This is a genomic window from Ruminococcus sp. CAG:57 (assembly GCF_000435935.1).
In the GTDB taxonomy this organism is placed as follows: Bacteria; Bacillota; Clostridia; order Oscillospirales; family Ruminococcaceae; genus Hominimerdicola; species Hominimerdicola aceti.
In genome coordinates this window covers 13,888-34,238 of the sequence record NZ_FR890689.1, presented here as the reverse complement: position 1 = coordinate 34,238, position 20,351 = coordinate 13,888, and the positions used below count along the sequence as shown (strand labels likewise).

The window sequence follows — 20,351 nt, the reverse complement described above, 5'->3', positions numbered from 1 at the left end:
AACGGTGGAGAGTGTTTGTCATTCTCCACCGTTTTTTTATTTACGCTATTCCGTTTTGTCATCGGTTTTATCTGCCGTATCCTCCTGAATTATCGGCATTTCGACTATCGCCTTGAACATATCTCCGTCTATTTCGATATTGAAGATACCACCGCAGGCTTCCGTGAAGCTCTTTGATATTGAAAGCCCAAGACCGCTTCCGCCGTCTGTTCGTGACTTATTCCCTCGCACAAATCTTTCAAGTATCTCTTCTTCCGTGAAGTTTATCGGCGTTGCCGAAATGTTCTTCTCGGCAAATACTATTCTGTCCGCTTTTTTGTACACATCAAGGAATATCCTTGTGCCGTCCATAGAGTAATTCAGAGCGTTGTCAACAATGTTTTGGAACACTCTGTAAAGCTTGTCGCCGTCGCCCATTACCATTGCGCTGTCGGCACTTATGTTTATCTTTACTATCTTGCCACTGTCAGCTATCTTGTCCTCTGCGTCTGCGATGCACTGATTTAACAGCATCACAAAATCAAGCTTTGTTAGGTTTACATCAACGCCGCTTGTGGCTTTTGCTATGCTGAAAACGTCAGACACAATGCCTTTGAGCTTCTGCGCCTTTTTATCAAGTATCTTCACATAGCTCGAAGCTTCATCGTCAAGATCCATTTTCTTAAGCAGGTCGATATAGCTGATAATGGAAGTCAGCGGTGTTTTCAGGTCGTGTGAAACGTTTGTCACAAGCTCTATTTTCAAACGCTCAGACTGTATCTGCTGCTCCACCGACTCTCTCACCTTATCCTGAACTGAGTTGAGTTTTTCAGATTCAGCATACACCGGCGAAGTTTTTCTTATCTTGCCCTCATAAGGCTTTTCTTCTACAAGGCTGTCTATCTGTTTGCTGAGCTTTGAAAGCTGTGAGAAGTCACGGATATCTAACACCATCAGTATCAAAGCCACAACAAGTAAGAACGGCTCAACATCTGCACTGGAATAATAAGCGGATTCCAAAAACAGTATAACGCCTATGGCTATCGTTCTTATGGATAGTTTCACTCCAAGCGGAAGTCCATGAAAATAGTGATACAGTGATGTTTCCTTGTACTTACGCCATAGGAACTTACATAATCTGCAAATAAGGCTTTCTTTGAATATGCTTCTTGTCTTTATCTTGCCAACAAACTCCATAAGCGAGCCGAAGCCTGCAAAATATGCCAATGCAAACAACGCTACAGCAAGTATATTTCTGAAAACGGAATTAGCCAAAGCATTGTCAAAAATATTTTTTGTGATGCTCACATAATAATTCCAGCAGGCGCCAAATACAAAAGCAAATGTAATAGCCAATACCATTAGGATAAGGTAAACTTCCGTAGGCACTTTTTTTAGAAAATTGCCTTGCTTCCAGCGTTCAACGCTCTCAGGCTCTGCATTATATGCACAGATCAGGAGCAGATAGCACACAAGCATAAATTCAATAACGCCAAAAACGATCACAAAAAGCTTTGCACGATACATATCATTCAAAGCCTCGGTGTATTCCTTTTCCATTGCCGTAAGCTTTTCAGCTTTCGGTGCAAAGAATACCGTTATACCTGAATCGTCATTGTCTGTCGCTTTGTAATCAGGCAGGTCATAGAGGTTTTCACATTTTGCCCATGTGTTTCCGTAATCGTCCTCATAATAATATATGCTGTTGTCATAGTCATAGTATTCATTGCCGTCATCAGTGTCATAATCGTCACCAATTTCTTCATCTTCAAGCCTGTCGGAATATTTCAGACCGTTTTTCAAATCAAGACCTTTAATAACATTATATCTTGAGTCTACATTATAGAAAGCTATTGGATCATAATTGCCGTAATTGTAAAAATATCTGCCGTAGTTATCATAATAACTTCCTCCTACGGGCACAAGATTGTCGGCATAAAACTCTTCTGTCACGTTATCCTGATACTCCGCTGTATTGTAATAGTAGTCAACTATCTGTCCTGATGAAGTTCTGTCGCTCATGACCTCGTTATCACGGCGGAGTATATAGTTTTTGTGCGACGATTTAAAAGCTTTTATCTTATCCGTTTCGCTGTCATAATTTTCTATATCTTTTATATTTGACAGATATCTTGTTTCGCCATTTTGAGTAATCCCCACATAGTAATCAAACTGACTGTCTACAAGCCGTATACCGTCTTCTGTCTTTTTGTATTTATAGCGGTTGTAATCAAGATAATTCAGATAGTCATTGAGCAAGTGTCTAGACTGGGTGTAATTCCGATCCTCATCAACATATCTGAGATAAGCCGAAGCTGTAACGCACAGTTCCTCATACATTTCATTGGAAGCCAGCTTATAGCTTTCTGATTTAAGATAAGACTTACTGCTGCTGTCAGCATGGCTGTTAGCATAAAGCACCAAAGACAAGCAAAAGCCGCCTGCAATAACGCAGGCAAGCACAAATGCTATAATTCTCATCTTTTTAGCTGAGAATATCTTAAACCATTCTGCCTGCTCAAATTTTCTCGATTTTGTAGCCAATTCCCCACACCACCTTCAAGTATTTCGGCTCTCTAGGGTTTATTTCTATTTTCTCTCTGATGTGACGAATATGTACCATTACCGTGTTTTCAACGGCATAAGCGTCCTCGTTCCACACTTTAGAATAGATCTCCTCGGCAGAAAATATCCTGCCTGCGTTTTTCATAAGAAGCTCAAGAATTTTAAGCTCCGTGGCGGTGAGCTTGACAGGTTCTCCGTCAACCTTTAAGCTTTTTGCCTGAGTGTCAAGCTCGAGACCGCCTATTTCTATAATATCCGTTTTGTTTGCCGTGTCGATAGCACCAAGCTGCATATATCTTCTCAGGTTGCTTCTTACCCTTGCCACAAGCTCCATAGGGTTATAAGGCTTTGTTATGTAATCGTCAGCGCCCATTGAAAGTCCAAGCACCTTATCTGTATCTTCAGATTTAGCAGAAAGCACAAGTATAGGGATATTCTCCGTAGCCCTTATTTTCATCATTGTAGAAAGTCCGTCCAGCTTAGGCATCATGACGTCAATGAGTATAAGCTGTATGCTGTTCTCAGTGAGCTTCTCCAAAGCCTCAAGACCGTCATAGGCTTTTATTACCCTATAGCCCTCCATTTCAAGCAGCTTTGCGATAGCTCCCACTATATCTTTATCATCATCTACAACAAGGATTACAGGCTCCTTTATCTCCATATCGGCACGATCCTTTCTTTTACGTTTATTATTATAAGCCACATTCTTTAAAAACAGCTCAACATAATTCTTAATTAAATCTTAATGTACTCTCTGATTATATCACATTTTTTCTGACATTACAACAAAAAAAGACGGGCGAAATAAATTCCGTCCGTCTTTATATGGCAAGTTGTATTACTTATTCTTTTCCAAATATGCGTGATACTGATCGTTGAGAGTTTTAAGTTCTGAATCAACAGTACCCTTATACTGCTCTTTGAGCTGTGTCCACGTATACTGTGAGCCATTCTCATCTGTCTTCATAACTGAAGTATACAGATAAGGAATAACAGCTTCCTTAGTATCATTTGTTGCAGCGTCATTATCTGACAGAGTTGTGGAGATACCATAACCAGGGTCAAATATCTTAGTGAACTTGTCTGTAACAAGGTCAACGTAAGCTACGTTATACATATCTTCTGTCCAGTTAGGATTGTTTACAAAGAACTTCTCCTTCTCGATATCCTTATATGTATCCTGAGTATAAACTATCTTTGCACACTCGAGCCAGCACTTCATAGCGTCATTCTTTGTCGAACCCTTTACCCACATATACGCATTCATGTCGATAGTTGTATAAAGCGTATCAGAGTTAGGATCCTTTGGCATTGGAACTACGCCCCAATTGTCGCCGTCCTTTGGTGAATGTGTACCGGTAGAAGCCCATGGACCCATTGCATAGAAGAGGATATTCTTCTTGAATGCGTCGCCTGCCTGTCCTACCCAATCAGGATAGTACATACCATTCTTTGCGATATCATAAAGCATATCAGATGCTCTTACAAAGTCAGCGTCGTTGAGATTTGAAACATACTCGTCCTTATCAGCGTCATATGTGATAAGAGTCTTACCTGTTGACTGGAAGATAAATGGTGCAAACCAACCGTTTATGCCGTATCTCTCCTCGTCAGCAGCAGCGCCCTCAACATATTCTGACATCATGTCATACCATGCGTTCCAATCCCACTCGCCGTTCTGATAAAGCTCATATGGATCATCAAGACCAGCAGCGTCTATCATAGACTTATCATATGTGATAACAGAACCTGGCAGGAAGTTGATAGGTGCAACAAAGTGCTTGCCGTTGAGAGTGAACTGCTCTGCAACGTCCTTGACATCGCTCCACATAGCACTATCGAAATCAACGATATCATCAACAGGCTGGAACATTTCCTTGATACAGTTTGCAGGGAATGTCATAGACTGCTCATACCAGAACATATCCGGTGGATTGTTAGACATAAGTCTTGCTGCGAGCTTATCATACTTGTTCATTGATGAAGTCTGAGAATACTTGATCTTACCGCCCTTTTCCTCAAAAAGAGTAAGGTCAGTTCTCTTTTCCGGCTCTTTCTTAGTTGGGTTTATGTCAAAATAAGAAAGCCACTCCAACTCCTTTTCCGAACCATCAGGGATAGTAGCAATATCGTCGGTGCTTGCTACCTTTACCTTATCAACATAAGAGCTGCTTGAATCGCCGCCTGATGAGCTACCGCATGAAGCTACGCTCACTGCTGACAAGAGAGCCATTGCACCGGCAATAACACGCTTAGAATTTTTCATTATATATAACCTCCGTAACGGATCGTTTTCATTAGAAAACGTTTCCTTGATTCTTACATAGCTATTATATCACCGAATGTAATCGTTGTCAACAAAGTTACAATCACTGTTACATTCTTTTAAATACTTTTGGTGATTTCAACAAATAATCATTCATTTTTTTGGTGATTAAGCCTACAGCATAAAAAAACGGAAACAACATTCAGCCGTTTCCGCTTCATATAAAATACGATATCTACGCTCTTACCAGCTTATTGATTCGTTTTGCTCTGGAATACTTCGCCACATAACGCCTTGTATCCTTACTGATAACACCACTGAGAGCAAGCAACGCTATAAGGTTTGGCAGTGCCATAAGTCCATTGAAGATATCAGCGATCGTCCAAACGGCAGAAACCGTCATATATGGTCCGATAAATACAGCGAGGATATAGAGATATCTGTAGACCATGACCACCTTCATGTTGCTGTTAAAAAGATATTCCATACACCTTTCACCGTAATAGTTCCAGCCAAGGATAGTTGTGAAAGCAAAGAACACAAGACAGACCATAAGAATAAATGCAGGTATCATTGACGGCAGGAACGAGAAGCCGTTCTGGAAAGCGTGATTTGTGACCTCAACGCCCTCAAAAGGCTTGCCTGTTACTGGGTTGATAGCCTCGTAGCTTCCCATCATTACGATAGCAAGACCTGTCATAGTACATACAATGATAGTGTCGATAAATGTGCCACACATAGAAACAAGACCTTGTCTTACCGGCTCTTTTGTCTGAGCGGCTGCGGCTGCGATAGGTGCCGAACCAAGACCTGACTCATTTGAGAAAATTCCTCTGGCAACACCCTTTTGTATAGCAATGAACATTGTAGGAAGAGATCCGCCTGCGACAGCCTTGAAGCTGAATGCCTGTTCAAAAATAAGGGCAACAGCGTGAGGGAGCCTCTGAATGTTTATAACAATAAGTGAAAGACAAGCGACTATATAAACGACTGCCATAAAAGGCACAACTACCTGAGAAACACTTGAGATCCTCTTTATGCCTCCGATAATAACAAGTGCGGCAAAAATAGTTATCAAAAGTCCAGAGATTATAACAGCCCATGTATAGTCAGCGCCAAAAATATTCACTGTATGTTCCTTTTTAGGATCAAAGAAAGCCTGAACTGCCGATGAGATGCCATTCACCTGAGAGAAAGTACCGATACCAAAAAGACCAACGCAAGCGCCAAAGAACGCAAATACCTTTGCAAGCCACTTCCACTTCTTACCCATGCCATATTCTATGTAATAGAATGGTCCGCCGCAAACGTGTCCGTCAGCGTCCATACGTCGGTATTTGATAGCAAGAAAGCCCTCGGAAAATTTTGTTGCCATACCAAGGAGAGCAGCTATCCACATCCAGAGGAGCGCTCCAGGTCCGCCTGAAAGCACACCAATGGCTGTTGCTACACCGACGATATTTCCCGTACCTATTGTTGCGGAAAGTGCGGTGCATAGTGCTGCAAAGCTCGATATCTCGCCTTTGCCACCATTTTCGTTCTGAAACATAAATTTCAAAGCCTTTGGCAGGTGGAATATCTGAAGAAGCCTTAGCCTAAAGGTGAGGAATATTCCCACAGCCATAATGAGTACGATAAGCGGTATGCCCCAGACATAGCCATCTATCGTTTCAAGTATTTTTGTAAATTTCTCCATGCCCTAAAAAATCCTTTCTTACAGAAAATAGGCAGTTTTTACGGAAAAACTGCCTTATTTCTCCCCTATCTATTTTTACGAAAGTAATTAGTCGCCTGTGGACTCTCTTAGAATTATCCTGTGGTCAACAGTATAATAATGATTATCCTTAGTAGTCTTATTCATGTTCTCAATAAGCTTTGCCACAACAAGCTCGCCCATTTTTGAGCAAGGCTGTTCAACCGTTGAAAGTGTAGGGATTATCCACTCACACATGGATATATTGTCAAATCCCATTATGGCGACATCTTTGCCCACATCAATGCCCATATCTATTGCCTTGTGCATTGCAGAGATAGCAAGCAAGTCTGACACAGCGAAAATCGCCGTAGGCTTCTCAGCAAGTGCATTGAAATATTCAAACGCTCTGCCTCCGCAGTCATAGTCATAGGACTCTTTATAGATATATTCATTCTTTATCTCTATGCCATATTCTTTTAATGCTCTTATATAGCCGTTCTCTCTTGCAGTGGAGGAGATAGCCGAAGAGTTCGTTCCGATAAAGCCTATCCTTTTATGACCCTTTTTGATAAGAGCAGCGACAGCGTCAAACGCAGCCTGTTCATCGTCAACAGCGACAGTAAGCACATTTGCGCCCTCCACGCCCTCACAGCACAGAGCAACGTTATAATTCTCTGCGAGCTTATTAAGCGAAGCTGCGTCATACTGAGTGCCAAGAAGGATAACACCGTCAACAGTTCTGTTAAAAAGCATATTCATCTGCCTTGTTTCAGCGGTCGAGGTTGAATAGGAAACTGCAGTTATGATATCGTAACCAACTTGTCCTGCATAATCCTGCATACCCATGACTATCTTTGAATAAAGAGAATGTTCAGAGGTCGGCATAATTACAAGAATAACATTCGTTTCGCACTTTCTAAGATTTCTTCCCAGAAAATTCGGAGAATAGTTGAGCCTTGCAATAGTTTCATTGACTTTTTTTGTTGACTCATCTGATACGTTACAGCTTCCGTTGAGAACCCTTGACACTGTCGCCACTGAAACACCGGCTTCCTTGGCAACATCTTTTATTGTAATGCTCATAGATCTTATCCTTTCTGCGACAGCATACCGCTGAAATAGTCATACCATCATCAATTATAACATATTTTGAACAATTCTCCAATATACATTCCTAACAAAATTGTAAACGTTTTTTAGGCTAATTTAATTAAGAAGCAGACTAAATGCTTGAAAAAGGAACAGTGATATGCTATAATATCATAAACGAATGATTTTTGAAAGGAAAATACGCAATGCTCCATGGTTATTTTGATATACCCACATTTCACTATTTTGAAGAAAAAAACACCTGGTCCGGCAGCAATTACACCAATTTCAGCTACCGCATAGACCCTATTCTCGGCGATGAAAAAGAGCTTTATGTCAGAGTATGGTACGGCACAAAGTGCGTCACGGAGGTAACAGACTTTGTGGCAGAATATCACGAAGAATACTCTGAAAAGGGTCTTGAAAACGTTCTGGCAGACCTGACGAAAGAATTTGAGAAATTCAAACTCATCAGAAAAGAGCTTTAGCAACAAAAAGGCGAACACGGTTTCTCTGCATTAGCAGAAACGAACTGTGTTCGCTTTTATTTTTTTGTTATCAATACCACTCGTTTTCCTGAGTATTATAAACGTCAGCAGAAGAATCCGTCTCCATCGGCGTTGTCATAGCGTCAGCCGCAGATGAAGAATCCTTATTGTTCACAGGCTTCTCAGGTGAGATAAGCTGCTCAGACATAAGTCTTTTGCCACTTTCATCAACAAGACCAACATCAACAGCTGTCTGAACTATACCATCAGCAATAGCTTGTCCATACTCTGTAAGGTGTTCGTCAAAAAGCTTATTGTCGATATCCTCGGTTATAAATCCAAGCTCCACAAGACAGCTTGGCATAACAGTGTCAGCATTTATGTAGTAGTTTACACCGGAATTGCCAACGTAGCCATACTGTACTCCTCTATTTTCAGATATACCTACCTTTTCAAGACCATCAAGTATATTCTGTGCAAGCTTTGTGTCATATTCAGGCTCAGAATTGTTCACCCAAACCTCAACGCCCGAAATATCACCGTCATAGCTGTTTCGGTGAAGTGAAACATACATATCAGCCTTGGCGTTATTTGCCTTTGCACATCTTTCGTCAAGCTCAAGGAAAGAGTCATCATCTCTTATCATCACCACATTGACGCCGTATTTTTCAAGATATTTCTGCACCTCAAGTGCGACCTTTAAGTTATCGTCTTTTTCATATCTTTTTCCTGAGGCATCAGTTGTGCCGCCGTCATAATCACCGTGGCCTGCGTCAACACACACTGTAAAGTCCATATTAGAATACTTCGCAGGCTCGTCTTTTTTATCCTCAGCAGAAGAAGCGTCCTCCTTCACAGCGACAGAAGATGTATTATTCAATACCTTGTTTGTTTTTTGCGTATCGTCTCCTTTGATCTTTGATACTACCAAGGCTGTCAGCTTTACCAGACCAGTCACAATGCCGATAAGTATTATCAATGCAATAATAATTCTGTTCCAGTATATTTTTTTCTTTTTCACCCTTCTGACAGGCTTTCGTCCGTAGATCTGTTCAAACTCCTCATCTGAAAGTGTATTCATTAGATCAAAGCTCCTGTAAAAAATTTATCCATTTTAATTATACCACACGCTCAACGTTATTTCAAGATTATTTGTTACCATGTTGTAAGAATTTCGTTACTTTTAACGATTTTGCATATCACAAGGCTATTAATATACGCTATCTGCACAATAAAAAAGGGTAAACAAAGACTGACACACAGCCTTTGTTTACCCCATTAAGCTCTTATTTTATTCCACCAATGTTCTCTCGTCACAATATTCGCAAACAAGCGTTGTGCCGTCGCCTTTGAACCAATGTGGCAGATACTTTTCGTGGTGAGTGATACAGTTAGGATTTGAACAATCAATGTGCTTATGCACTCTGCCCTTCATAAGCGGCTGCGAAGCACCATCGCCGTTTATAACTGTAAGTATAAGTGCCATTCTGATATACATACCGTATTTTGCCTGCTTGAAATACATTGCTCTCGGGTCGTCGTCCACCTCGATAGCTATCTCATTGACTCTTGGCAGAGGGTGAAGCACTATAAGGTCAGGCTTTCCCATTGAAAGCTTTCTTGTATCGAGTATGTAATTTCCGCTCTGAGTCTGATACTCCTCCTCAGAAGCAAAACGCTCTTTTTGTATTCTTGTCATATACAGCACGTCAAGCTCACCGATAACCTCTTCAAGGTCGGTAACTTCTTTGTACTCCATGCCTGCCGCTTCAAGGATATCTTTTACATACACAGGCAAAGCAAGCTCAGAAGTTGAAACTAATATGAACTTATTGTTTGGAAAACATACCATTGCTTTAATAAGGGAATGGACTGTTCTGCCGTTTTTAAGGTCACCGCAAAAGCCTATGGTCAGGTTATCAAGTCTGCCCTTTTCTTCTCTAAGTGTAAGCAGGTCTGTAAGTGTCTGTGTTGGGTGGAGGTGTCCACCGTCGCCTGCGTTGATAACAGGGCAATCAGCAGTGAGTGCCGCAGCCTTTACCGAGCCAGCGGTAGGGTGACGCATTACCATGATATCGGCATAGCCGGAAACTATCTTTGTGGTATCCTTGATATTCTCTCCCTTTGCAACGGAAGAAGTGGCAGGATTGTCAAAGCCTATTATCGTTCCACCAAGACGTAGCATAGCGGTCTGGAAAGACATCTGCGTTCTTGTTGACGGCTCATAGAAAAGAGTACCCATTATCTTGCCCTTGCAAGCCTCGCTGTAGGCGGCAGGATTTTGAACTATCTTATGACCGAGGTCAAGAAGTTTCAGCCACCAAGATACTGGATAGTCATTAAGATCAATAAGATCAAGTCTGTTTTTTTGCTCACTCACATCAAACACCCTCTCAAATATTCAGACATACATTATGCCGCACATTCCTTGTACGGCATTTTCTTTATTATATCACATCTGTTCCATTTTTTCAAGTACATAGCCCATATTATTTGAGCAGGTCAAAATTTGTTTCATCTGCAAACTGGTCGCAGTCATACATAAATAATATCTGGTCATATGCACTCGTATCTGCCACGTCAGAAAGGGTCTTGCCCTCCTCTTTGAGTTTGTCAGGGTCTACCAAGGTTATCTCGCTGTAGTGTGGGGTAAGAAACGGCACAAGGGTATTGGCATAGCTTCCTTTGATGATAAGAAGCTTTGGTGCGTCCTCTGCAGTTGTCTTGACCGTTGCCTTAGTAAAGTTGTCACCTTGCAGGAAGATAGCCGTTTTATCTGCTGTTTTCAGTGCAGATCTAAAATAAACAGATTTTGAGGTAAGCACCTGATCTTCTCTGTAAAGCTCCACAGAATCCACAGTAGTCTTATACTTTGAACGGAAGATGTTCACTCTGTCTGCGCCTATGCTGTTATAGCAAAGTTCACTGTAAAGTCCCCCATAATAAGAATTTGAGGTATATTCTTGATCGTAATTGGACAGAACGACCGGCTCAAAACCCAGCTCTTTTATGCCGTCCGCATAGGCAAAATATGCCCCGAAGGAAGTCCACTTTCTATCTGTACGATAGTAAACGTAATTATTTCTTGCAGAATACATAGGAAAAAACGTATCTATGGTGTCTATCCTGCTGTCCAGGTCATAATAGATATTATCTATCATTTCACGCTGGTCTGTGTTTGAAGTATAAGCAGGCAGCTTAGCAGAATAGATACCTGCGGCAGTCGGAGCTAACATAACATATACAGGTGTATCTGTGTTTTCTGAAAAATCATTTATCTGCGAGATATTTTTATCAAGCCTGTCCTTATCAAAATCTGTGATCTCTACAAGACGATTTTTAAGGATATAGATATTATCAAAATTTTTCTTACCAGTCATCACAAACATGGTCGTTCTGAGCGACTTCCAATTTGAGCTTAGAGGAAAATTACTGCTAACATAGGTCTGAACGTTATGTCTTATATCTGAACTGTCTGCCTTATCACTTTCAGATCCATGTCTGCCCATCACGAGAGTATATGCCGCAAACATTATGACTATTACAAAAAATGCGCTTACTGCGATATAATCAGCAGCTTTTTTCATTAATGTTCACTCCTCCCATTTTATCTCACAAACAAATTCATAGACGAATTACCTCCGCCCACAAGAAACGCTGTACTGATAAGCAGAAATCCTATAGTGAGCATTGGCTCGATTATGTAAACTATATTAGTATTGAGCTGCATTATCCTGCGTTTGAGATATCTGCCGATACCTGTTGCAAAAAAGCCGCAGATAAGATACATCACAACTCCTGTTTTTATCACATACGATGCTAGAACATCTCCTGCAAAGCTTCCGCCGCCGAGCATTGCGGCAACATATCCGCAGGCTGAAGGCAGGCTGTCTATCGCAAGAAACGGCAGACCCATAAGAAACAGAACATTCATCACCGCACATCTTACCCCTGTCGGCACAGCCGCAAGAATATTTTTCAAGAGATATTCTATGCCAAGCATAACACAAATAAACGCTGCCCACAGCATTATGTGTCTGCCGTAGCCATACCAAACCGAGCCTGCAAGCACAGACAGTATCAATGCCCAAAGGCAAACGCTGTCTTTATTTCTACATATAGGTCTGTAGAAATAATCTCTCACCCAACTATAAAAGGTGCAGGCAAATCGTTTTATAAGCTCATTGAAGCCTGCTGACATAAACGGCAGATCAAAGTTATCAGGAAGTTCAAAGCCGAGCATTGAACCAATACCCTGTGCAATATGCGAATAAGCTCTAAGCTCATAGTAGAACGCAAAGGAGAAAGCTATTATCCCAAGCCATGCACAAGCGGCGGAGAGCGAATCTGTACTTACTCCCCTTATGTGCTGCCACATCTCGTACATAGGATCCGACAGAAAAAGCTTCTCCGCAAAGCCTATAAGCATAAGCTTTATGCCCTCTGCAAGCTTTCCAGAGGTTATGACAGGTTTTCTAAGCTGTTCGCTCATATCCGAAAATCTAAGTATCGGTCCACAGCTAAAGCATGGGAAAAAGCATATATATTGAGATACCAAAAGAAAATTCTTCTCAGGCTCTATTTCTTTCCTATAGATATCCATGCAGTAGGAAATGCCATGGAGAGTGAAAACGCCCGCTCCCCACACTGGGAAAAGCTTTAGCATTGCGCCTTTGCCTGTGAATATAGACGTCACGTCATAGCTGCTGTGACCGCTTCTTATGAATACAAGAAGCACTGCCATATTTGCTACCACCGATAATATGAGCCATAGCCTTTTAAGTCCTTTTTTGTCTGCAAAGCGGTGGATAAGCCTGCCGCAAAAGTATGATACAACAGCACACACCGCCATTGGTATTATCCCCCATGTGGACACCCACAGACACAGCACAACTGTTCCAAGCAGGAACACGGCTTTTCTGAAACGCACCCCTGACAAAGCGTATACTCCCATAAAAACAGGAAGAAAGAAATATAAAAATTCAAGACTAACCAATGCTATTCTCCTTGTCTTTATTGTTTTCTGAGGTCAATTCCTCTATGAGTGCTTGCAAGCTGTCTTTATCGAGCATTGTGTTCAACACTTCAAGCAGTGCGTTTGCAGTGAGCTTTTGGGGCAGCGACAGTTTTTCGCACACAAGATGTCTGAGCCTGCTGCTGTCAGGTCTGCCGCTTAGACCCAGCTCATAAAAGTCAAGCTTGGTCATGAGTTCTCTGTCTGCGACCTTTTCGCCTATAATGCCTGCTTTTTCAAAGGCTTCCCTGATAATATCCGCAGGAACGCCCTCGACCCCCAACAAGCCCTCTTTTGACGGCTCTGTCTTGCGCTTTTCTTTGCCGAATATCTCAGGAACATACACGTTCACGATATCGCCTTTGGGGACGATACCCTTTATATGCCCTCTTATGCAAAAGCCTGCTGTGTCAGAGTCAGTAAGAATTGCTATTCCGCCATGCTGAGCATAGTATCTTATAAGCGCTGCCTTGTCAGGGTCTTTATAGATACGAAAGCCGTTAGTGACAATTATAACGCCGTCAACTATGGACGAAAGCTTTATCTTATCATATTTTCCCTCAACGATTATTGCCCTTGATATTTTAAGTTTTTCCATTTACTAACACCTTAACGCCATTGACCTTGCAAGCCCCTGCTCGAGGGTGAGCATATCTCCGTCTTTTCCCCGTGACCTTGTTTTGAGCATAAGGTCGGTTTCAGAAAGTATCTCAAGCGTTTTTCTTATACGCTCCGCCGAGATATTTCCGCACTCGGAATAGGCGTTTTTTACTGCAAACTCTCTGTTTTTCGCATAGGAAAAATCTTTAGCCACGTCTGCAACGCTCCTGCCAGAGGAACGTGCAAGCTTCGCCCTATAGATATCCGCAAGGGAAAAGCCGATTATTCCTATTATAGCATATGGTTCATAATTCTGCACATCGAGTTCACGCAAACGTGTGAAGACCATTGCCGCATTGCCTCTGAGGATATTTATTGCAAGAGAATATCCGTCCGACTCGATACGCCTGATACAAAGCAAGTCGATATCTTCTCTTGTTACCTCCCTGCCCTCTGCATAAGCCGAAAGCTTTTCAAGCTCCTTGCTGATAAATGCAGTGTCGCACAAACAGAGGTTTGCAAGATACTCTGAGTTGCTTTTTGTTATGGTACAGCCGCTTTTTGCAAGATAGGTGGATATAGACTTTCCAAGGTCGGAAGCCCTTTTGTATTCAAAGTTGCAGACAGTGCCGTGCTTTTCGCAGAAATCTGCAAAGCGCTTGTTTTTGTCTGTAAGATACTTTTTGTTCTTGAAAAGGTCAACTCCTGTGGCATAGATTATCACTGTGGTGGTTTCGCCAAGAGAGCCTAGGATCTTTTTCAGGTCGTCCAGATCGTCCTTAGTCACTGCGTCTATATTAAGGTCGTTTATAGTCACCACCACACGTTCAGCCATAAAAGGCAGAGCTTCGCAAGCGTCTGTAAGCATTGGAAAATCAAGATTTTTGCCGTCAAGCTTATGAAAGTTCATGACCTGAGCGTCAGCAGGGCAAAGCTTGTTCACAAGCCTTTTTGTAAAGCTTTCAAGTGCCGCTGTATCATGTCCGTAAAAATAATAAAGGCTGTCGATATCATTCTCTCTTATCGTTTTACCAAGAGCCGAAGCCGTAAGCAAAGCCATAGTCCGTCCTCCTTATCTGCGAATTTTTCATATTTATCATCAATGGGTATTCTTCATCTGTTGTGTCAAGGTTTCTGCCGTTTATGGTGACAGAACCTTTTTCTATAGTGACCACACAGCCCTCGGTGGTAATTTTATAGCCGTCCTCCAGTGCTTCTATCTTAACACCGTTCCAATCAAGCTGTGCGCCTGTCATGAACGGCAGTTCGCTGTCATTATCAGGCTCGCCATTTATATAAAATCTGTCAGGTTGTATAGTCATCTGCTCGTTATATTTCGTTATAGTGTAATACTGTTCGCTTTCTATAAATGCGCCTTTTAGCTCTTTTATGCCGTAAAGCTCCAAAAAGCTTTCCATACCGCTGTTGAGCTTGCCCTTACTGCCCATATCGAAAACCATACCTTTTGTTTTATCATACAGCACAGCCTGCACTGCATTTCCTTTTGGCATTACAACTATCTTTACCGAGCCTCCAAAAGCAAGAGAAAAATTATACACCGCTGTCCAACATACAAGCATTAAAGCAGTGCAAAAAGCCCCAAGCTTTACTGACTTTCTCAGAAACATGACCGCCACAGGTACAAGGCAGGTAACGAGCATTACAATACCAAGTGGTCTTACTCCACGAGGAAGATAGGCAAAGCTGAATTTTGAAAACAGCTCAGCAAGAAACAGAACAACTTTCAGAAGATACTTTACCACCGTCAGCACAGGATAGGCTATTATTGCCGCACCGCCTGTTACCGCAGTTATTACCGTCAGACCCAGAGCAAGGGTACAGACAGGCACCAGCAGGATATTTGATAGTGGTGCAACAAGAGATATTTCGCTGAAAAACATTAGCTGAACAGGCATTGTGCAAAGAGGTATCGTCACCGCTGTGACTATTTCACGCTCAATGTTGCCAAGAATATCCCTGCGCTTTACCATCGTCACCGCTTTCGGGCATACAACGCTTATAACAAACGCAGCTGTGAATGACAGCAAAAACGAACTGTCTGCCGCCGCATAGGGTGAAAGAGTGAGTATTACAACAGCGCAAAGGCAGAGAGTATTTGCTGGGTCTGGTCTGCGGTAAAGGAGCGGTGCGGCAGTGACCAAGGTCAGCATAACAGCCGCCCTCACAACGGATACTGAAAATCCTGCAAAGACCGCAAACGCCCACATTGCCACAGTTTGGACGGCAAATATCACACGCTTATCCTTGCTTAGTTTCTGCATGAGCCAGCCTATCATGGCACTTATAATGACCACATGAGTTCCCGACACGGAAAATATATGACCTATGCCACTACGATAGACCGTGAGCTTCGTTTGTTTTGAAAGCTCAGTTTTATCTCCGCAGAGCATTGCAGCGGCAAAACCGCCCTCATCTCCGCCTATGATATCGTTTATCAACATGAACATCTTGTCACGATAGTGCATTATACTGCGTAAAATGGTGTTTCCGCCGCCTGTGACTTCTATGTTTTCAGCGGTCGAGCCTTGGAGAAAAACGCCTTTAGGCCGGTCATACTGTTCTGATTTGAAATTGATGCTGTCTTTTATCCTGCTGACCTTTACTGTCGCCACGATATTGTCGTAGTAATCATATTCAATGTCATCTGCATGAAAGGTCAGCCTGCCTTTTACTCCCCCAACGGTACCATTGACACTTAGTCGACAAGTGTCAGAGCCTATATAGCTTATGTCGGTTATCTCGCCTCTAACTGTGACGGTCTTTCCGTCTAAAGCTGTCAGTTTATCATAGAAAATGTGAGTATAAGCGGTATTGACTCCCACCGCTATCAGGAACGAAACAAAGCAGAGTGCTATATGCTTTCGGTATCTCTTAAAAAGCGCAAAGGCTGTAATAGCTACACACGCTGACGCAAGTGCGAAAACTGCGTTGTTCCTGCCCCAGCCAATGGTACAGAGAAAAAGTCCTGCAAAATATGAAAAGCCGATATAACAGCTTTTTCTCACCACTGCCGCCGTCCCCCTTAAAACTAAGGGCGGATAAGAAATTTACCCGCCCGTTTGATTTCTTTAACCGGCTGGCCAAGCAAGTGGTCTGCCTGCAAGAAGATGAAAATGAATGTGGAAAACACTCTGTCCTGCCTGCTCGCCGCAGTTGGAAACAACTCTGAAACCGTCCTTAAGGTCGAGGTCTTTGGCAAGCTTTGCGATAACTTCATAGATATGTGCAATAACTGCACTGTTCTCAGGGGTTATCTCGTCAAGCTTTGAAATATGCTGCTTAGGGATAACAAGATAATGAATCGGAGCTGTAGGAGCAATGTCCTCAAAAACGTATGTCAGCTCGTCCTCGTATATTTTCTTTGAAGGTATTTCCCCGGAAATAATTTTACAAAAAAGACAATCTTCCATTTATCTCTCCGCCTTTCAAAAAGGGGTAGGCTGCACAGCATTTTGCACAGCCTTTGCCCATATTATTTTACAAATTCGCCAACTATTTCGTTTACCTTGTCAAGTGCCTCGTCGATCTTAAATCTATCGCCGATACCAGCCATAGCAGAGTCAGGACGTCCGCCGCCCTTGCCGCCTGTGAGTGCTGCTACCTTGCCGGCTATCTTGCCTGCGTGTGCACCCTTTGCAACAGCATTCTTACCGCAAACTACAACAAGGTTTGCCTTTTCACCGTCAACGCCTGCAACAACTGCAACTGCGTCAGCTTCTCTTGCTTTAAGCTCGTCGCCCATTTTTCTGAGCATATCAGGTCTTGTATTTGTGAGCATTGCAGTAACTACCTTAACGCCGTTGACCTCATACGGATTATCGAACAGTGACTTTGTTTTGAGATTTGTTATCTCAGCCTGCAAAGCGTCTCTTTCCTTTTCAAGATCCTTGACTTCCTGCATGATAGTGTGGCATCTCTTTACGATGTCCAGTGGATTTGCAAGCTTAAGGCTTTCAGCCGCCTGCTGGATAGTTGCGGCTCTTTCCTCAACAAGCTCCAGAACGCCTCTGCCTGTTACGGCTTCGATACGTCTTACGCCTGAAGCTACAGAGCTTTCGGAGATTATCTTGAACAGACCTATTCTTGAAGTATTGTCAAGATGTGTACCGCCACAGAACTCGATAGAAGCTGTTTCGTCACCGTCACCCATTGTTACAACCCTTACAGTTTCGCCGTATTTCTCACCGAACAGAGCCATAGCGCCAAGCTTCTGAGCTTCTGCGATAGGCATTTCTTCCATTTTTATATCAAGAGCTTCAAGGATATACTTGTTTACAAGTGCTTCGACCTTGAGCTTCTCCTCTGCTGTCATTGCATTGAAGTGTGAGAAGTCAAATCTAAGTCTGTGAGCGTCAACGAGCTGACCTGCCTGATGAACGTGTTCACCGAGAACTTTTCTCAGTGCAGCCTGAAGCAGATGTGCGCAGCTATGGTTTCTCATAACAGCATAACGTGTCTTTCTGTCAACAGTGAAGTGAGCCTTCTGACCTACAGCTATCTCGCCCTCTTCAACAACTGCCTTATGAGCGAACTTGCCTGCAACGACCTTCTGTGTGTCAACGACTCTGCACTTACCGCTTTCTGTAACGATAGTACCGATATCGCCCACCTGTCCGCCGCTCTCTGCATAGAATGGCGTCTGTGAAGATACGATATATACTTCATCGCCAGCCTTTGCGTTTTCGATAAGCTCATCATCAGTTGTGATGAATGATATCTCGCTGTCGCCCTCGAGCTTGTCGTAGCCGATAAACTCAGTATGGAAATTCTTATCTATCTTATGGAAAACAGTTTCGTCTGCACCCATATACTTTGTTGCAGCATGAGCGTTCTTGGCTGTTTCTCTCTGCTTTGCATAGCACTCAGCAAAGCCCTCTTCGTCACAGGTCATGCCCTTTTCTTCAAGGATCTCTCTTGTAAGGTCGATAGGGAAACCGTATGTGTCGGAAAGCTTAAAGCAGCTCTCGCCGTCAAGCTCCGTCTTGCCGTCTTTCTGCATCTGTGCGATAAGATCGTCAAGTATCTTCATACCTCTGTCGATAGTGGCATTAAAGTTCTGCTCCTCAGTTGTGAGCACCTTTACAATATAGTCATACTTTTCTTCAAGCTCGTTATACTCACACTTGTTGCAGTCAACAACAGTTTTTACAAGGTCTTTGAGGAAAAGTCCGTTTACGCCGAGAAGCTTTCCGTGACGAACGGCTCTTCTGAGCAAACGTCTCATAACGTATCCTCTGCCCTCATTTGACGGCAGGATTCCGTCAGACGCCATGAATGTTACAGAACGGATATGGTCTGTGATAACTCTGATAGAAACGTCCTTTTTGTACTCCTTGCCGTACTCACAGCCTGCTATCTTACAAACATGATCTCTGATAGCCTTTACTGTATCAACGTCAAAGATAGAGTCAACGTCCTGCATGATAGAAGCAAGCCTTTCAAGACCCATACCTGTGTCGATATTTTTCTGCTTAAGTGGAGTATAAGTGCCGTCCTCATGTCTTTCAAACTGTGTGAACACAAGGTTCCAGAACTCCATATATCTGTCGCAGTCGCAGCCGACCTTACAATCAGGCTTGCCACAGCCATATTTTTCGCCTCTGTCGAAATATATCTCAGAGCATGGACCGCAAGGGCCGTCTGTTCCAGCCTCCCAGAAGTTGTCTTCCTTGCCCATTCTTACGATATGATCCATTGGAACGCCAGCGTCCTCATGCCATATCTTCTCAGCCTCGTCATCATCCTCGTAAACAGAGATATAAAGTCTATCCTTTGGCAGTTTGAGTACCTGTGTAACATACTCCCAAGCCCATGCAATGGCTTCCTTCTTGAAGTAATCGCCGAATGAGAAGTTACCAAGCATTTCAAAATATGTGCCATGTCTTGCCGTCTTACCAACGTTTTCGATATCGCCGGTTCTGATACACTTCTGACAAGTTGTCATTCTTGTTCTCGGAGGTGTTTCCTGACCTGTGAAGTAAGGCTTCAGAGGTGCCATACCTGCAACGATAAGCAGCAGGCTGTTATCGTTCTGAGGTACGAGAGGGTAGCTCTTGTGTCTTAAGCAACCCTTGCTCTCAAAAAATTTCAGATAAGATTCACGCAGTTCGTTAAGTCCTGTCCATTCCATAAATTCAGATCCTTCCAAATGAAATTATTCGCAAAATAAAAAACGGCTCGTCCCTAAACATGGGACGAAACCGACAGTTCCGTGTTACCACCCAAATTGCCGAACTCATCGCCCGACCACTCGAAGCCCTTTAACGCAGAGCATACGTTGCTGTTTTCAGCACCGCTCAGGTTAGCCACCGAACTTGCCGCAAAGGCTTTCACCCACCGCCTTTTCTCTTTACCGACACTGTTTCGGATAATTCCGTCACCGCATTTTGCATATATTGATATTATAAAGCATAACCCGACGATTGTCAAGCACTTTTTTATTAATAAAATATCCATTGCTAAAAGCAGAGGGAAATGCTATAATGTTCAGGGTGATTTATATGTATGTTTGTCCGATATGCAAAAAACGGCTCAGAAAGCTTGACAACGTATGGCACTGTCAGAACGGTCACAGCTTTGATATTGCGAGAAAAGGATATGTAAATCTGCTTACCACAAAGGGCAGAAATCCTA

The 20,351-nt window shown here is 42.7% G+C and carries 17 protein-coding genes; 2 read left to right on the top strand and 15 right to left on the bottom strand.

The genetic code is table 11. The features are described from left to right. Window positions 1-45: 45 nt before the first annotated feature. From QVO88_RS01615 to QVO88_RS01595, 5 genes are all read right to left on the bottom strand, one after another. Entirely contained in the window at window positions 46-2,523 is a 2,478-nt protein-coding gene (locus tag QVO88_RS01615) for a histidine kinase dimerization/phospho-acceptor domain-containing protein (RefSeq protein ID WP_022286789.1), read from the bottom strand. Continuing rightward, the gene (locus QVO88_RS01610) at window positions 2,498-3,205 is read right to left on the bottom strand and encodes a response regulator transcription factor (RefSeq protein ID WP_022286788.1); all 708 of its coding nucleotides are present in this window, start codon (window positions 3,203-3,205) and stop codon (window positions 2,498-2,500) included. The genes QVO88_RS01615 and QVO88_RS01610 overlap by 26 nt, the downstream gene beginning before the upstream one ends. A 177-nt stretch (window positions 3,206-3,382) precedes the next feature. Next, window positions 3,383-4,810: an ABC transporter substrate-binding protein gene (locus tag QVO88_RS01605; RefSeq protein WP_022286787.1), complete on the bottom strand. Its 1,428-nt coding sequence runs from the start codon at window positions 4,808-4,810 to the stop codon at window positions 3,383-3,385. 235 nt (window positions 4,811-5,045) lie between these two features. Then, window positions 5,046-6,506, bottom strand: coding sequence for a sodium:alanine symporter family protein (locus QVO88_RS01600; RefSeq protein WP_022286786.1), 1,461 nt, complete (start codon window positions 6,504-6,506; stop codon window positions 5,046-5,048). 87 nt (window positions 6,507-6,593) lie between these two features. Beyond that, the gene (locus QVO88_RS01595; RefSeq protein ID WP_022286785.1) at window positions 6,594-7,589 is read right to left on the bottom strand and encodes a LacI family DNA-binding transcriptional regulator; all 996 of its coding nucleotides are present in this window, start codon (window positions 7,587-7,589) and stop codon (window positions 6,594-6,596) included. Window positions 7,590-7,783: 194 nt separating this feature from the next. Here QVO88_RS01595 and QVO88_RS01590 point away from each other — a divergent pair, with 194 nt between their 5' ends. Then, a complete protein-coding gene (locus tag QVO88_RS01590; RefSeq protein WP_242988917.1) occupies window positions 7,784-8,083 on the top strand; it encodes a hypothetical protein in 300 nt (99 codons plus the stop codon). Between the two features lie 70 nt (window positions 8,084-8,153). Here QVO88_RS01590 and QVO88_RS01585 read toward each other — a convergent pair whose 3' ends face one another. From QVO88_RS01585 to QVO88_RS01540, 10 genes are all read right to left on the bottom strand, one after another. Continuing rightward, on the bottom strand, window positions 8,154-9,164 hold the full coding sequence (locus tag QVO88_RS01585) for an N-acetylmuramoyl-L-alanine amidase (protein ID WP_022286783.1): 1,011 nt from the start codon (window positions 9,162-9,164) through the stop codon (window positions 8,154-8,156). Window positions 9,165-9,374: 210 nt separating this feature from the next. Then, window positions 9,375-10,463: an aspartate carbamoyltransferase gene (gene pyrB / locus QVO88_RS01580; protein ID WP_022286782.1), complete on the bottom strand. Its 1,089-nt coding sequence runs from the start codon at window positions 10,461-10,463 to the stop codon at window positions 9,375-9,377. A 109-nt stretch (window positions 10,464-10,572) separates the two neighbouring features. Then, the gene (locus tag QVO88_RS01575) at window positions 10,573-11,670 is read right to left on the bottom strand and encodes a DHHW family protein (RefSeq protein WP_022286781.1); all 1,098 of its coding nucleotides are present in this window, start codon (window positions 11,668-11,670) and stop codon (window positions 10,573-10,575) included. Between the two features lie 20 nt (window positions 11,671-11,690). Continuing rightward, window positions 11,691-13,079, bottom strand: a complete 1,389-nt coding sequence (locus QVO88_RS01570; RefSeq protein ID WP_022286780.1) for an MBOAT family O-acyltransferase — start codon at window positions 13,077-13,079, stop codon at window positions 11,691-11,693. Beyond that, a complete protein-coding gene (locus QVO88_RS01565; RefSeq protein ID WP_022286779.1) occupies window positions 13,072-13,695 on the bottom strand; it encodes a toprim domain-containing protein in 624 nt (207 codons plus the stop codon). The genes QVO88_RS01570 and QVO88_RS01565 overlap by 8 nt, the downstream gene beginning before the upstream one ends. A gap of 3 nt (window positions 13,696-13,698) precedes the next feature. Next, window positions 13,699-14,757, bottom strand: coding sequence for a DNA polymerase III subunit delta (holA, locus tag QVO88_RS01560; RefSeq protein ID WP_022286778.1), 1,059 nt, complete (start codon window positions 14,755-14,757; stop codon window positions 13,699-13,701). Then, window positions 14,726-16,726, bottom strand: coding sequence for a ComEC/Rec2 family competence protein (locus tag QVO88_RS01555; RefSeq protein WP_022286777.1), 2,001 nt, complete (start codon window positions 16,724-16,726; stop codon window positions 14,726-14,728). Before QVO88_RS01555 ends, holA begins: the two co-directional genes overlap by 32 nt. Window positions 16,727-16,786: 60 nt before the next feature. After that, window positions 16,787-17,128 (bottom strand): histidine triad nucleotide-binding protein, encoded by a 342-nt coding sequence (locus QVO88_RS01550; RefSeq protein ID WP_022286776.1) that lies wholly within the window; start codon window positions 17,126-17,128, stop codon window positions 16,787-16,789. A 62-nt stretch (window positions 17,129-17,190) separates the two neighbouring features. Then, window positions 17,191-19,848 (bottom strand): alanine--tRNA ligase, encoded by a 2,658-nt coding sequence (alaS, locus tag QVO88_RS01545; protein WP_022286775.1) that lies wholly within the window; start codon window positions 19,846-19,848, stop codon window positions 17,191-17,193. Window positions 19,849-19,901: 53 nt separating this feature from the next. Then, window positions 19,902-20,174 carry a hypothetical protein gene (locus QVO88_RS01540; protein WP_147338633.1) on the bottom strand — a complete coding sequence of 91 codons (273 nt, stop codon included), beginning with the start codon at window positions 20,172-20,174 and terminating at the stop codon, window positions 19,902-19,904. 26 nt (window positions 20,175-20,200) lie between these two features. Here QVO88_RS01540 and QVO88_RS12270 point away from each other — a divergent pair. Then, on the top strand, window positions 20,201-20,351 hold a 151-nt coding region (locus tag QVO88_RS12270), incomplete at its 3' end, for a putative RNA methyltransferase (protein ID WP_369678558.1).

Bases quoted from the DNA above. Each gene is read 5' to 3' on its own strand.
- QVO88_RS01610 (WP_022286788.1), bottom strand. From the start codon at position 3,205: ATGGAGATAAAGGAGCCTGTAATCCTTGTTGTAGATGATGATAAAGAT.
- QVO88_RS01605 (WP_022286787.1), bottom strand. From the start codon at position 4,810: ATGAAAAATTCTAAGCGTGTTATTGCCGGTGCAATGGCTCTCTTGTCA.
- QVO88_RS01600 (WP_022286786.1), bottom strand. From the start codon at position 6,506: ATGGAGAAATTTACAAAAATACTTGAAACGATAGATGGCTATGTCTGG.
- QVO88_RS01595 (WP_022286785.1), bottom strand. From the start codon at position 7,589: ATGAGCATTACAATAAAAGATGTTGCCAAGGAAGCCGGTGTTTCAGTG.
- QVO88_RS01585 (WP_022286783.1), bottom strand. From the start codon at position 9,164: ATGAATACACTTTCAGATGAGGAGTTTGAACAGATCTACGGACGAAAG.
- QVO88_RS01575 (WP_022286781.1), bottom strand. From the start codon at position 11,670: ATGAAAAAAGCTGCTGATTATATCGCAGTAAGCGCATTTTTTGTAATA.
- QVO88_RS01565 (WP_022286779.1), bottom strand. From the start codon at position 13,695: ATGGAAAAACTTAAAATATCAAGGGCAATAATCGTTGAGGGAAAATAT.
- holA (WP_022286778.1), bottom strand. From the start codon at position 14,757: ATGGCTTTGCTTACGGCTTCGGCTCTTGGTAAAACGATAAGAGAGAAT.
- QVO88_RS01550 (WP_022286776.1), bottom strand. From the start codon at position 17,128: ATGGAAGATTGTCTTTTTTGTAAAATTATTTCCGGGGAAATACCTTCA.
- alaS (WP_022286775.1), bottom strand. From the start codon at position 19,848: ATGGAATGGACAGGACTTAACGAACTGCGTGAATCTTATCTGAAATTT.
- QVO88_RS01540 (WP_147338633.1), bottom strand. From the start codon at position 20,174: ATGGATATTTTATTAATAAAAAAGTGCTTGACAATCGTCGGGTTATGC.